Origin of the sequence: Roseateles asaccharophilus (assembly GCF_031458115.1) — a bacterium.
Lineage (GTDB): Bacteria > Pseudomonadota > Gammaproteobacteria > Burkholderiales > Burkholderiaceae_C > Pelomonas > Pelomonas asaccharophilus_A.
This window is the reverse complement of the sequence record NZ_JAVDXV010000003.1, coordinates 112,463-126,042: the sequence shown is the minus strand read 5'-3', so window position 1 is coordinate 126,042 and position 13,580 is coordinate 112,463. Positions and strand designations below refer to the sequence as shown.

13 protein-coding genes are annotated in these 13,580 nt (G+C 70.9%); 9 read left to right on the top strand and 4 right to left on the bottom strand.

Annotated elements, in window-relative coordinates:
* Window positions 1–18: 18 nt before the first annotated feature.
* The 3 genes from J2X21_RS08985 to J2X21_RS08975 all read right to left on the bottom strand — a co-directional run bounded on the left by J2X21_RS08985 (window position 19) and on the right by J2X21_RS08975 (window position 6,878).
* Window positions 19–2,763: a TonB-dependent receptor plug domain-containing protein gene (locus J2X21_RS08985; protein ID WP_310327500.1), complete on the bottom strand. Its 2,745-nt coding sequence runs from the start codon at window positions 2,761–2,763 to the stop codon at window positions 19–21.
* Between the two features lie 141 nt (window positions 2,764–2,904).
* Window positions 2,905–5,277 (bottom strand): hybrid sensor histidine kinase/response regulator, encoded by a 2,373-nt coding sequence (locus tag J2X21_RS08980; protein ID WP_310327498.1) that lies wholly within the window; start codon window positions 5,275–5,277, stop codon window positions 2,905–2,907.
* On the bottom strand, window positions 5,274–6,878 hold the full coding sequence (locus J2X21_RS08975; RefSeq protein WP_310327496.1) for a FecR family protein: 1,605 nt from the start codon (window positions 6,876–6,878) through the stop codon (window positions 5,274–5,276). The genes J2X21_RS08980 and J2X21_RS08975 overlap by 4 nt, the downstream gene beginning before the upstream one ends.
* 108 nt (window positions 6,879–6,986) lie before the next feature.
* Between J2X21_RS08975 and J2X21_RS08970 the strand changes: the two genes are divergently transcribed.
* Complete coding sequence (locus tag J2X21_RS08970) at window positions 6,987–7,271, top strand: hypothetical protein (protein ID WP_310327494.1); 285 nt, start codon at window positions 6,987–6,989, stop codon at window positions 7,269–7,271.
* Here the strand turns inward: J2X21_RS08970 and J2X21_RS08965 are convergent.
* Entirely contained in the window at window positions 7,257–7,949 is a 693-nt protein-coding gene (locus tag J2X21_RS08965; RefSeq protein ID WP_310327492.1) for a TetR/AcrR family transcriptional regulator, read from the bottom strand. The genes J2X21_RS08970 and J2X21_RS08965 overlap by 15 nt on opposite strands.
* Window positions 7,950–8,101: 152 nt before the next feature.
* Between J2X21_RS08965 and J2X21_RS08960 the strand changes: the two genes are divergently transcribed.
* From J2X21_RS08960 to J2X21_RS08925, 8 genes are all read left to right on the top strand, one after another.
* The gene (locus J2X21_RS08960) at window positions 8,102–9,709 is read left to right on the top strand and encodes a carboxyl transferase domain-containing protein (protein ID WP_310327489.1); all 1,608 of its coding nucleotides are present in this window, start codon (window positions 8,102–8,104) and stop codon (window positions 9,707–9,709) included.
* Window positions 9,710–9,785: 76 nt separating this feature from the next.
* Window positions 9,786–10,100: a type II toxin-antitoxin system VapB family antitoxin gene (locus J2X21_RS08955; RefSeq protein WP_310327486.1), complete on the top strand. Its 315-nt coding sequence runs from the start codon at window positions 9,786–9,788 to the stop codon at window positions 10,098–10,100.
* Window positions 10,087–10,497: a type II toxin-antitoxin system VapC family toxin gene (gene vapC, locus J2X21_RS08950; RefSeq protein WP_310327485.1), complete on the top strand. Its 411-nt coding sequence runs from the start codon at window positions 10,087–10,089 to the stop codon at window positions 10,495–10,497. Before J2X21_RS08955 ends, vapC begins: the two co-directional genes overlap by 14 nt.
* 9 nt (window positions 10,498–10,506) lie before the next feature.
* Window positions 10,507–11,031, top strand: coding sequence for a GNAT family N-acetyltransferase (locus J2X21_RS08945; protein ID WP_310327483.1), 525 nt, complete (start codon window positions 10,507–10,509; stop codon window positions 11,029–11,031).
* A 19-nt stretch (window positions 11,032–11,050) separates the two neighbouring features.
* A complete protein-coding gene (locus tag J2X21_RS08940) occupies window positions 11,051–11,584 on the top strand; it encodes a hypothetical protein (RefSeq protein ID WP_310327481.1) in 534 nt (177 codons plus the stop codon).
* Complete coding sequence (locus J2X21_RS08935; RefSeq protein WP_310327479.1) at window positions 11,581–12,372, top strand: enoyl-CoA hydratase/isomerase family protein; 792 nt, start codon at window positions 11,581–11,583, stop codon at window positions 12,370–12,372. The genes J2X21_RS08940 and J2X21_RS08935 overlap by 4 nt, the downstream gene beginning before the upstream one ends.
* Entirely contained in the window at window positions 12,369–12,959 is a 591-nt protein-coding gene (locus J2X21_RS08930) for a DUF7010 family protein (protein ID WP_310327476.1), read from the top strand. The genes J2X21_RS08935 and J2X21_RS08930 overlap by 4 nt, the downstream gene beginning before the upstream one ends.
* A 3-nt stretch (window positions 12,960–12,962) precedes the next feature.
* Window positions 12,963–13,574 carry a DUF4126 domain-containing protein gene (locus J2X21_RS08925; protein WP_310327473.1) on the top strand — a complete coding sequence of 204 codons (612 nt, stop codon included), beginning with the start codon at window positions 12,963–12,965 and terminating at the stop codon, window positions 13,572–13,574.
* Window positions 13,575–13,580: the final 6 nt, after the last annotated feature.

Below are 13,580 nucleotides of genomic sequence, written 5' to 3'. Positions count from 1 at the left end.
CTGACCCTGACCGGCGGCTCATTTGAACTGCCAGCTCGCGTTCAGGTACCAGAAGCGACCGCGCGGGTCGACAAAGCTGCCGGCATAGCCGGTCACGTGCGAGCCGTAGCTGGACACGGCCGTGAACGGCGGATCCTCGTCGAACACGTTGCGCGCGCCGACGCGCAGCGCCAGCGTCGGCACGGGCTTCCAGCCCACCGACAGGTTCCAGCGGCTGCTGTCCTTGACCTTGTACTCCACGGGCAGGCCCACATTGGCTTCCACCAGGCCGGCGGATTCGGTCCAGCCCTTCACGAACACGTTCTCCAGCGTGACGTTCCAGCTGCCGAGGTTCCAGTCCAGCCCCAACGTGTGCTGCCAGGTCGGCACGGGCTGCACGCCGGCGCCGTCGCCAGCCGTGCCGTCGTACGACACGAACGGCGTGCCCTTGCCGTTCTGCTGCTTCCAGCTGTTGACGTAGGTGCCGGCGAAGCTGGCGCCCAGGCGGCCCATGCCGCCCAGCGGCCAGCTGGCCTTGACGTCCAGGTCGATGCCGCTGGTCTTGAGCTCGCCGAGGTTCTCCACCGGCGTCTCGATATAGCTGATGAAACCGCTGGCCAACCGTTTGACGCGGGCGATGTAGCGCTGGTAGAGCGTCGGGTCGGCCATGATGGCGTCGCCGCCGATGACGCCGATCTGGTCCTTCTTCTGGATGTGCCAGTAGTCCAGCGCGATGGACAGGTCGCGCACCGGCTCGAACACGGCGCCCACGGCGAACTGGCGCGACTTCTCGGGCTTCAGGCTTGGGTCGCTGGACAGGCGCACGTTGAACTGCGTCTCGCAGCGCGGGTCGTTGGCCTGGCCGGGCGGGCATTGCGGGTCCACCAGCGAGTTGGCGGTGTTGGTGAAGGCCGTGGGGCTGTTGACGTCCCACAGCGTCGGCGCGCGGAAGCCCGTGCCCGCGCTGGCGCGCAGCAGCAGCTGACGCGACGGCTGGAAGCGCAGCGTCAGACCAGGATTGAAGGTGCCGCCGAAGTCGTTGTACTTGTCATAGCGCGCCTTGACGGTGGCCTCCCAGCCCTTGGCGAAGGGCATGGAGAGTTCGCCGAACACCGCGTAGATGCTGCGCGACGCGGTCGTGACCGGCACCGAGCCCTCGCCGCCGATGTGCAGGCCCTGCTCGTAGTCGCTGTTCACCGGGCGGTCGTTGGCCTTCTCCTTGCGCAGGTCCAGGCCCAGCGCCAGCATCATGGGGCCGCCGGCCATGGGCATCAGCTCGCGGCTGGCCTTGGCGTCCAGCGCATAGACCGTGCTCTTGGAGCGGCGCATCGCGCCTTCCATGCGGGCGCGCTCCAGCGCGGCCAGGCCGGCGGCGTCCTGCGGGCCGAAGGGGTTGATGACGCCGGTGGCCAGCTCGGCGATGAACCGGCCTTCGTGCAGGTAGTTGTAGTAGTCCAGCGAGCCCTTGGCCTGCGACAGGGTCAGGCCGGCGTCGTAGTCCCAGCCGGCGCGCACGCCGCTGACGCCGGCCACCAGCCGGGTCTGCTCGTTCAGCGTGTTGTTGGTGCGCAGTCCCACGGGCACCGAGCGCATCGCGATCTCGGTGAAGCCGCCGCCCAGCGTGTCGAACTGCGCCGGCGTGTAGCCCAGGCTCAGCAGCAGGTCGCGCGGGAAGTATTTGCTGCTGATGGGCAGCGCGAACGACGGGTAGGTGCCGTCGGCCTTCACGTGGCCCGCCGTGGAGTCGATGGGCACGGCGGCCGTGCGCCCTATGCCCTCGCTGCGCGCGTAGCTGGCCTCAAAGAAGAGCTGCGAGTCGCCGCCCAGGTCCAGCGTCAGCCGGCCGAAGGCGTCGGCCTTCTTGGTGTCGGGCAGGTTCTCCTGCGTGGACGGGTAGATGAAGCGGCAACGCTTGATGGGCGTGCCGTTGGGCGTCGTGTCCGTCAGCGTCTGGATGGTGTTGAAGTTCGGGTCGCAGGCACTGAAGTTGGCGCCCGCGTTGGCATAGGCGCCCGGCGTGATGCCGAAGTCCACCAGCCGGCCGGGGAAGGAGCGGCCCGACGTGGGCGGGGCGGAGCCGGGAATTTCCTCCAGGCCGCGCAGGTACCACTTCTGGGCTATGGACGCGATCTTGGTCTGCTTCTTCACGTTGGCCGTCAGCAGCAGGTTGAAGCCGTCGGTCTTCAGGCCGCCCATGCCGAACGCGATGGTCGCGCCGGTCTCCTTGCCGCCGATGCGCTCCTCGGTGTCGCCGTACTTCAGCGTCAGCTCGCCCTTGTCGTAGTCCTTGCGCGTGATGAAGTTGATGACGCCGCCCACGGCGTCGGTGCCGTACACGGCGGACGCACCGTCGCGCAGCACCTCGATGCGATCAATGGCCGCGAACGGGATGCTGTTCAGGTCCACCGACGAATTGCCGCCTATGGACGCGAACGCGAAGTTGGCCAGCCGCCGGCCGTTCAGCAGCACCAGCGTGGAGTTGGGCCCCAGACCGCGCAGGTTGGCAAAGCTCTGCGCGTAGCCGGCGCCCTGCGTGGTGTCGGACTGCAGCGCCGAGTTCGCGCCGATGCGGCGCAGGATGTCTTCCACGTTGGTGGCGCCGGACTTCACGATCTGGTCGCGCGTGATGACACTGACCGGCAGCGCCGTCTCGGACTCGACGCGCTTGATGGACGAGCCGGTGATGGTGATGCGTTCCAGCTGTGTGCCCGACTGGGCCGCCGCGCCGCCGGCAACACCGGCGCTCAGCAGCGCCAGCGCCAGGGGACGGAGAGAGTGCTTCATGGTCGCTCCTCAGGACTTTGAAGCGGACAGTCTTCGGCGCCACCACGACAACCCACCCCTGCGGGAAGTCAGGCTGTCGCGCACAGGCGCCACCTCAATCAGCGACTGACTTCCAGCACAGGCGGCGCAAGCCGCCCTCGTTCACGTGCGCGCGTGGCGCGCCAGCGCCTGCAGCAGCGCGGCCAGGCTGATGGGCTTGGTCAGGTGGGCGTCGCAGCCGGCCTGCAGCGACTGGCGCGCGTCCTCATCGAAGGCGTTGGCCGTCAGCGCGACGATGGGCGTGCGCGGCCGGCCCTGGGCCGCCTCTTCAAGGCGCCACTGGCGCGTGGCGGCCAGCCCGTCCACGACCGGCATCAGCATGTCCATCAGCACGAGGTCGAAGACCTGGCTGCGCAGCGCCACCAGCGCCTCGGCGCCATCGCGGGCGCGCGTCACGTGGTGGCCCAGCGGCGCCAGCATGCCCTCGATGACCAGCACGTTGACGTCGTTGTCCTCCGCCAGCAGCAGCCGCAGCGCACGCGCGGGCGCCACGCGCTCGGGCCGCTCCAGTGCCGCGTCGTCGGCCGGCGGCGGCGCGACCGGCAGCACGAGGTCGACCTCGAAGCGGCTGCCCTCGCCCGGCCGGCTCTGCACGCTGACATCGCCGCCCATCAGTCTCGCGAGGCTGCGCGTGATGGACAGCCCCAGGCCCGTACCGCCGAACTCGCGCGCGATGGACGCATCGGCCTGCGCGAAGGGCTGGAAGATGCGCTCCAGCCGCTCCGGGGCGATGCCGATGCCGGTGTCCTGCACGCTCAGATGCACGCGGCCGTCGTCGCCGCGCGCCAGCTCCACCGTGACGCCGCCCGTCTTCGTGAACTTGATCGCGTTGCCCACCAGGTTGGTGACGATCTGCCCGACGCGCTGCGCGTCGCCCAGCACCCAGCCGGTGGCCTCCGTGCGCGCGAACACGCGCAGCCACAGGCCCTGGTTCTGCGCGCGTTCGCGCAGCAGCTCCAGCTGCAGTTCCACCAGGTCCACCAGGTTGAACGGGTGCGCGGCCAGCTCCAGCCGGCCGCTCTCAATGCGCGCGTTGTCCAGCAGGTCGTTGATGAGCGCGAACACCTGGCGGCCGGCATGGCCCAGCACCTCCACGTAGTGCGCCTGCTCGGGCTTCAGCGGTGAGCGCGCCAGGATGTCGGAGACCCCCAGCACCGCGTTCATCGGCGTGCGCATCTCGTGGCTGACCTGGGCCAGCAGCTCGGTCTTGGCGCGGCTGCGCGCCTCGGCCAGCTCGCGCTGGCGGGTCAGCTCGCGCTCGCGCTCGCGGGCCGCGCGCTCGTGCGCCACGGCCGTCAGCAGCAGCGCCAGGCCCAGCAGGTACAAGGCCGGCGCGGGCGTGGCCAGCAGCCCGAGACCGACGCCGCCCCAGGCCATCAGCGCGATGCCGAACATCGCCAGGCCGGCCGCCAGCGCCTGGTGGCGCAGCAGCAGCGGCAGCGCGCCGCACAACAGCAGTAGCGCGGTCAACGCCCACACCGGCGCGCCGCGCTCGCGCAGCAGCGGCGGCGGCTCGCTGCCCAGCGCCTCGAACACGGCCGCGTTCAACGCCGTGCCGGACAAGCGGCCTTGCGGCGTCATGACCTCGTCCGCAAAGAAGGCGCTGCTGCCGACGAACACGCTGCGGCCGGCGAGCAGGCGCGGCAGCTCGGGGTCGTCGGCCTCGCCCAGCGCGGCGCGCATCAACCGCTGCCAGGGCAGGCGCGGCAGGTCGCCGCCATCCTGCGGCAGCCGCAATCGCAGGCGGGCCTGCTCGTCCACCGGCCAGCGGCGCGCGCCGGCGATCAGCTCGCCGCCCTCCAGCCGCCATTGGGTCGTGCCATCGGCGCGCAGCCGCGCGGCCAGTGCCAGGCTGGGCAGCGCGCGGCCCTGCACCCGGTGCAGCAGCGGCAGCTCGCGCAGCAGGCCGTCGTCGTCCAGCGCCACCGAGATGACCCCCAGGCTGCCGCGGCCGGGCAAGGCATCCAGCAGCGCGTCGGCCGGCGGGGTCAGCCCCGCCCAGGGAATGCCGGCAGGCGCACCGCCCACCCGCTGCAGCGCTGCCTCCTCGGCGGGCGTGACCGGCGCCAGTTCCACGCTGGCGCGCTGGCGTGGCGCCAGGCCCGCGGCGGCCAGCACGGCGGGCGGGCCGGCGGCCAGCGCCTGCGCGAAGCGCGCATCGCCCTCGCGCGAGCCGGCGAACACGATGTCGACGACGACGAGGCGGGCGCCGGCCTGGCGCAAGTAGTCCAGCATCAGCGCAAAGACCTCGCGCGGATACGGCCACTCGCCCAGCGGCTGGCGCAGCGCCCGCAGCGACGCGTCGTCGATGTCCACGATGATGCTGCCCGGCTGCGCGGCCGCGGGCGGCGCCGCGGCCTGCTCCAGCAGATCACCCAGCAGCCGGTCCACGCGCGGCTGCACGCCGGCCACGCTCAGCAGCGCCCACAGCAGCAGCGCTGCGGGCAGAGCGAGCCAGGGCCAGTGCTGCTTCAAAGGAGAGGTATCAGCAGCAGCGGCAGGAACCAGATCCAGCGCGGATAGGGCACCTCGATCATCTGCGTCTGGCCCCAGGGCCCGGGCGCGCCGGCCGCGTTGAAGCCGCGCGCGCGCAGGTAGTACTTGCCGGCTGACGGCTTGGGCATCGCGACCTCGGCCTTGTCAGTGCTGAAGCGCTGCACGTCGGCGCCGTCGAACTTGTCATCCTTGGCCCATTCCAGCTCGTAGCGCACGACGCCAGCGTCGGCGCGCCAGCGCAGCTTGAGCTGGTCGCCGCCCAGGTCGGGCTCCGCCGGCGGCGGCGCCGGTGGCGGCGGCTGGATCTCGAAGCGCTGCGGGTCGCCGAACGGGCCGGCGCGGCCGCCCGCCTCCACCGACGCGACGCGCCAGTGGTAGACGCCATCGGGCAGCTTGGCGTCGAAGCCGGCGGCCGACAGCGGCGGCGGTTGCAGCACCAGCTCCTTGAACTGGGCGTCCTTGGCGATCTGCAGCCGCACGTCGGGCGCGGCGGTGTTGCGCGTCCAGGCCAGCGCGATCGCGCCGTTGTAGCTGACGGCCCCTTCGGCCGGCTGCTGGATGAAGGGCGGCTCGGGTCGGGCCTTCAGCCGGATGTCGGCATCGGCGGCCACGCCCTCCTGGCCCCGCGCGTCGATGGCGCGCACGCGCAGCGTGTAGTCGCCGTCGGGCAGGTCGCGGGCCTCGTTCCACATCGCCACTGGCTCGCCCACGTGGGCATCCAGCAGCAGGCGGTCGAAGTCGCCGCGCGCATAGAGCTGGGCACGCCAGGTGGCCGCGCCCGTCGGGCCACCCACCCAGGCCAGCCGCAGCGGCAGGCGCTCGGCCTCGGGCGCCAGGCCGCTGAGGTCGGGCGCCGGCAGCAGCGGCGCGACGGACAGCGCCTTGCCTTCGGCCAGCAGGCCCTGGCCCGCGGCGACGTCGGCCTTCAACCCGTCGGCATGCACGGCGCCGGACAGCACCTGCATGCGCGTCGCGCCGCCGGCCGTCTGCACGCGGAACTCGGTGCCGCGCACGCCCAGGTTCACATGCGGCGTGCGGATCTCGTAAAGCGGTACGCGCTGCGCGTTGGGCGCCACGCGGCTGTCGGCACCGCCCTGCTGCACGCCCAGGCGCACGGCCGGGATGGCGCCACGGCCCAGCACCAGCAGCTGCTCCAGCGCGACCTCGCTCTCGGGCGGGATCAGCAGCCGTGAGCCGTCGGCGAAGCGCAGCGACGCGCTGGACTGCGCGCCGGTCTTGATGCGGTCGCCGCTGTGCAACTGCGCGCCGGCCGCCAGCGCCTCGCTGGCCGTGCCGCGCTGGCGCGTCACCTGGCCGCGTGCGAACACGGCCTCGGCCACGCTGGCCTCGCGCTTCAGCCAGACCACCGGCATGCGCAGCGTGGAACCGGGCTTGAGGCGCAGCGGGTCGGGCACGCGGTTGAGCTTTTGCAGGTCGCGCCAGGTCTTGGGTGGCGCGAGCCACGCGTCGGTCAGCGTGATCAGCGTGTCGCCCGTCTGGATGCGGTAGCGCCAGTCGGCGTCGGCGCTCTCCGTCTGTGCCCGGGCGCCCAAGGCGGCCAGGCACAGCACGGCAGTCATCAGGATCCTTGTCAGTCTCATCCCGGCCTCCCGTTGGCGCGCGGTCGTCGCGCCATACAGGCTGATCCTAGCGACGGTCCAGAATGCCGGGATCCCGAGGAGGTCCCGATGTCCGCTGTTGTTCACGGCTGCATTGCCTGGCTGAGGTGCCACCGCATCGCCTGTCTCGGACTGATGACGCTGAGCTTCGTCGCCTTCGGCCTGCTGACGCTGGACCTGGTGCGGGTGGTGGGCGCGAACTGGACGCTGCTGTCCGACCACGGCGTGCAGGCGCTGCGGGACGGCGGGTTGCGGCAGTTCGCCGAGCTGGCGCTGAGCAGCATCGCGGCCATGGCGGCCTGGCTGCTGTTCAAGCTTTGCGAGACGCTGCTGGTGCAGTCACTGACCCGCTAGCGCGTCCTGCAACTGCGCGCGCAGCCGGCGCAGCGACTGCAGCTCGCGGTCGGGTGCCTGCAGCGCGGGCCACAGCAGCGCGACCAGGTCGCGGCTGCTGGCCTCCACGTCGATGTGCCGACCGGTGATGACCACCTCCCACAGCATGTGCTCCATGGGCCCGAACACCAGCGAGCGCAGCAGCCGCAGCGGGATGTCCTGCCGCACCTCGCCGGCGTGCTGGCCGCGCGCCAGCAGGTCCATCAACGGTGCGGTGTAGCGGCGCTGCAGTTCGACGAAGCCCTCGCCCAGGTCCTGGCCCTTGGTGCGCCCTTCGGACAGCACCAGCGCGCACAGGCCCGTGCCCTGGATCAGGAACAGCCGCAGATGCGTCAGCACGACGAACTCCAGCTGCGCGCGTATGGGCTGGTCGCGCGGCAGGCCCGCCTCGATGGCGTCGATGATCTCGTCGTACCAGTCCTGAATGACGCGCACGCACAGCTCGCGCTTGCCGCGGAAGTAGGTGAAGACGGTGGCCTCGGAGATGCCCAGGCGCTGCGCGATCTCGGTCGTCGTGGCGCGCTCGTAGCCGCGCTCGGCGAACACCTCGCGGCCCACGCGCAGGATGTCGCGCACGCGCTGCTCGGCCTTGGGGCCGGCCGGGGAGCGGCGCTGCGCGGTGGGGGTGGCGGTCGTCATCGGAGGCGCATTCTGCGCAATTTCTGAGGATCACTCAAGTCGGCATTGCATCGACTTGCACGCTGGATTATTCTGGCGCCCCTTACGCGGCTCACGAGGCCGCCACACAATCAAGTTGAGCCTTGCTTAAGCAGGGCTCGCCGGGAGACTCCATGCCGGTCCTGACCACCCAGCTCAACCCGCGCTCGGCCGACTTCAAGGCCAATGCCGACGCGATGCAAGGCCTCATCGCCGACCTGAACGCCAAGCTCGCCAAGATCGCCGAAGGCGGTGGCGAGGCCGCGCGCGCCAAGCACACGGCCCGCGGCAAGCTGCTGCCGCGCGACCGCGTCGAGATGCTGCTGGACCCCGGCACGCCATTCCTGGAGCTGGCGCCGCTGGCCGGGCTCAACCTGTACGACAACGCGGCCCCGGGCGGCGGCGTCGTGGCCGGCATCGGCCGCGTGTCAGGCGTGGAGTGCGTCATCGTCTGCAACGACGCGACCGTGAAGGGCGGCACCTACTACCCGATCACCGTCAAGAAGCACCTGCGCGCGCAGGAGATCGCACAGCAGAACCGCCTGCCCTGCATCTATCTCGTGGACAGCGGCGGCGCCAACCTGCCGAATCAAGACGAGGTCTTTCCCGACCGCGACCACTTCGGCCGCATCTTCTTCAACCAGGCCAACCTCAGCGCCGAGGGCATCCCACAGATCGCCGTGGTGATGGGCTCGTGCACGGCCGGCGGCGCCTATGTGCCGGCGATGAGCGACGAGACCATCATCGTCAAGAACCAGGGCACCATCTTCCTGGGCGGCCCGCCGCTGGTGAAGGCCGCGACCGGCGAAGTCGTGACCGCCGAGGACCTGGGCGGCGGCGACGTGCACACGCGCCTGTCTGGCGTGGCCGACCACCTGGCCAACAACGACACGCATGCACTGGCCATCGCCCGCAACTCGGTCGCGCGGCTGAACTGGACCAAGGCCAGCCCGCTGGCCATGCAGCAACCCCAGGCGCCGGCGCACGACCCGGCCGAGCTGCACGGCGTGATTCCCACCGACACGCGCAAGCCCTTCGATGTGCGCGAGGTCATCGCCCGCATCGTCGACGGCTCCGAGTTCGACGAGTTCAAGGCCCGCTACGGCGCCACGCTGGTGTGCGGCTTCGCGCACATCGAGGGCATGCCGGTGGGCATCGTCGCCAACAACGGCATCCTGTTCGCCGAGAGCGCCAACAAGGGTGCGCACTTCATCGAGCTGTGCTGCCAGCGCAAGATCCCGCTGGTGTTCCTGCAGAACATCACCGGCTTCATGGTGGGCCGCAAGTACGAGAACGAGGGCATTGCCCGCGCCGGCGCCAAGATGGTGACGGCCGTGGCCTGCGCGCAGGTGCCCAAGTTCACCGTCATCATTGGCGGCTCGTTCGGCGCCGGGAACTACGGCATGTGCGGCCGCGCCTACAGCCCACGCTTCCTGTGGATGTGGCCCAACGCGCGCATCTCGGTGATGGGCGGCGAGCAGGCGGCCAGCGTGCTCTCGACGATCCGCCGCGACGCCATCGAGGCCAAGGGCGGCCAGTGGAGCGCCGACGAAGAAGAAGCCTTCAAGGCCCCGCTGCGCCAGCAGTACGAGGACCAGGGCCACCCGTACTACGCATCGGCCCGGCTGTGGGACGACGGCGTCATCGACCCGGCCGACACGCGCCGCGTGCTGGCGCTGGGCTTGAGCGCGTCGTTGAACGCGCCGATTCCCGACACGAAGTTCGGCGTGTTCCGCATGTAGGCCGGCAGGCGAACCACCGCCGCACCGAAGGCCTCGCGGCGTATGATGCACACAAAGCATCCACTTCATACACATCATGCGCACCAACATCGACATTGATGACGATCTGATGGCCCGCGCCATGGCCGCCGGCCCCTTCAAGACCAAGAAAGAAGCCGTGGAAGCCGGCCTGGCCCTGTTGGAGCGCCAGGCCGCCTACCGCGAGATCCTGAAGTGGAAGGGCAAGCTGCAATGGGGCTGGGACGACGCCGAACCGCGCCTGGATGGCCAGCCCAACATCGTCCGCGCCGCGGAAGCCGAGGCGTCCTACCGGGCAGCACCCGCGCCCAAGTCGCCGGCCAAGCCGGCCGTCAAGCCCGCAGCGAAGGCGGCACGCCATGGTCGTCGTTGACAGCGGCGTCTGGATCGACCTGTTCACCGGCCGGGAGAACGGCGCCACGGCGGCGCTGGAGCGCCTGCTGGAGGAAGGCCAGACGCACCTCGTGCTGCCCGACCTGGTGGTGTTCGAGGTGCTGCGCGGCTTTCGCAGCGAAGGTGACCTGCGTGTCGCCCGCTCGCTGTTCAATGCGCTGCAGATCGACACCGTGGGTGGCGCCGACCTGGCCCACAGCGCCGCCGACCAGTACCGGCGACTGCGCCGCCTGGGCCTGACGATTCGCAACGGCATCGACAGCCTGGTCGCCACCTTCTGCATCGAGCGCGGCTTCGCGCTGCTGCACCGCGACAGGGACTACGACGCCTATGTGGAACACCTGGGCCTGCAAGCCTGGCCCCACCTCGACAGCTGATCCCGCCAGATGATCCTCATCCGCCCTCTGACTGCCGCTGACAGCCTGGACGCGCTCACCGCGCTGCTGCACGCCGCCTACGCCAGCCTGGCCGCACAGGGCTGGAACTTCACGGCCGTGGACCAATCCATGGAGGTCACGCGCGAGCGCGTGTCCGCCGGCCAGGCCTGGGTGGCCGAGCGCGAGGGTCGGCTGGTGGGCACCGTGGCCATCTCCGGCCCCAAGCCGGCGGACGGCAACTACCTGCGCGACCCCGTGCCCGACTGCTACACGCAGCCCGGCCATGCCATCCTGGCCCAGCTGGCCGTGCACCCTGACGTGCGCGGCCTGGGCCTGGCCGAGCAGCTGATGGACGCCGCCGAGACCTGGGCTGCAGCCCAGGGCTACACCCATGTCGCGCTGGACACGGCCGAGCCCGCCGTCGCGCTGCAGCGCCGCTATGCCCGCCGCGGCTACGCGCCGGTGGGCGATGTGCAATGGGCCGGCAAGACCTACCGCAGCGTGCTGATGCTCAAGCCCCTGACCGCCGACTGATCAACAAGGAGAACCGACGATGCGCCGCTCTGTCCTGATGACGTTGACGCTGCTGCCGCTGGCCGGCCCCGCGCTGGCCGACGAGGTCGACAAGCAGCAGGCCGCCGCGATGGCGCCGCTGGCCTGGATGGCCGGCGAGTGGAAGGGCGAATCGACGATGCGCCGGCCCGAGGGCCAGCTGCGCAGCCTGTCGTGGGAGCGCGTCATCGTCGCCGCGGGCGGCACGGCGCTGCTGATCCAGGGTCGCCACCACGCGATCAAGCCGGACGGCACGCCGGGCGACGTGGTGCACGATGCCGCCGGCCTGCTGAGCTTCCAGCCGCGCACCGGCAAGCACCGCTTCGTCGCACAACTGGCCAACGGCCGCAGCGGCGACTTCGAGGCCCGCGTGGAGGGCGACAAGCTGCTGTGGTCCATGCCCGCCGGCGAAGGCCAGCAGATCCGCTACGAGATCCAGCGCAACGCCGCCGGCCAGTGGGCCGAGGAAGGCTTCTTCTGCCGCGGCGAGTCCTGCCAGCCCTTCTTCAAGATGACGTTGACCAAGCAGCCATGAACACCTTGAACATCGCGGTCGAAGGCCATGTGGCCCGCGTCACGCTGAACCGCCCGGAAGTCCGCAACGCGTTCAACGAGGCGCTGATCGCCGAGCTGACCGGCACCTTCAACGCGCTGGGCGCGCGCGAGGACCTACGCGCCATCGTGCTGGCCGCCGAGGGCAAGGCCTTCTGCGCCGGCGCCGACCTGAACTGGATGAAGGCCATGGCCGGCTACAGCTGGGATGAGAACCACGCCGACGCCAGCAAGCTGGCCGACATGCTGTGGGCCCTCTACAGCTGCCCGGTGCCGGTCATCGCGCGCGTGCAGGGCGATGTGTATGCCGGCGGCGTGGGTCTGGTGGCCTGCGCGGACGTCGTCGTCGCGGTGGATGCGGCGGGCTTCTGCCTGAGCGAGGCCAAGCTGGGGCTGCTGCCGGCCACCATCGGCCCCTACGTCGTCAAGGCGCTGGGCGAGCAGGCGTCGCGGCGCTACTTCGTGACAGCCGAGCGCTTCTCCGCCGATGAAGCGAAGCGGCTGGGCCTGGTGCACGAGGTCGTGGCGGCCGACGCGCTGGACGCCAAGGTCGATGAGCTGCTGGCCGCTATCTGCGCCAACGGCCCCGCCGCCGCGCGTGCCTGCAAGCGGCTCGTGAAGGACGTGGCCGGCCGTGAGATCACACCCGAGCTGCGCGACGACACCGCGCGCCGCATCGCCGACATCCGCGCCAGCGCCGAAGGGCGCGCGGGCGTGCTGAGCTTTCTGTCCAAGACCCCGGCACCGTGGACCCACACGCCAACACCATGAACCAAGCCACCCTCGCCGCTGACGCACCCGACCTCGCCCAGGCCCAGGCCGACATGCGCGCGGCCTACTGGCACGGCGCCTTCGGCGTGCTGTGCTCGGCGCTGGCCTGGGGCGTCGCGGCCGCCGTGGCGGCACTCGGAAAACCGCAGCAGGCCGTCTGGACGCTGCTGATCGCCGGCATGTTCATCTTCCCGCTGAGCATGGGGCTGGCCAAGCTCGCGGGCCGCGCCGGCATGCACGAGAAGACCAACCCACTGGGGCGGCTGGCGATGTTCAGCACCTTCGGCCTGCTGGCCGGCTGCGCGCTGGCGCTGGGCGTGGCCACGCAGAAGCTGGAATGGTTCTTCCCGACCATGCTGCTGGTCATCGGCCTGCGCTACCTCGTGTTCACCAGGGTCTACGGCCTGCGCATCTACCAGGCCTGCGGCCTCGCGCTCGCCGCAGCCGGCCTGTTGCTGGGCGCGCTGCTGTTCGCGCCCTCGCCCGAGCTGAAGCCCCTCGGCCCCTTGCTCGGCGCGGCCACGGGCGCCATCATCGAAACCCTGTTCGGCATCACGCTGTTCGTGCAGGGACGAACGGGCCGCTGACCCATGAAGCTCGACGCCGTCCAGCTCATCGCCCTGGCCGCCGCACTCGGCTGGGCCAGCGGCCTGCGGCTGTACCTGACGGTGCTGCTGGTGGGCGTGGCCGGGCATTTCGGCTGGATCGCGCTGCCGCCCGGGCTGCAGATCCTGTCGTCGCCGCTGGTGATGGCCTGCGCCGCGGTGCTGGCCGTCGTCGAGTTCCTGGCCGACAAGATCCCGCTGATCGACAGCGCCTGGGATGCGCTGCACACGCTGATCCGCATCCCCGCCGGGGCGGCGCTGGTGGCCGGGCTGGTGGGCGGCTGGGCGGGCGACCAGGGCCAGGCCTGGGGTATCGTGGCGGCCCTGTTGGGCGGAGGCCTGGCGGCCACGGCCCACACGGCCAAGGCCAGCACGCGGGCGGCGGCGAACACGTCGCCCGAGCCCTTCTCCAACATAGCCCTGTCGCTGATCGGCGACGTGGCCGTGCCCACCATGCTGTGGCTGGCCTGGGCGCATCCGCTCATCTTCTTTCCGTTGCTGGCGCTCGCGCTTCTCGTCATGGCGGTGCTGATCTGGCTTTGCTTCAAGTTCCTGCGCGCACTCGTCCGCCGCGTGCGCCGCTCAGTTCCTGCATGACGTCCC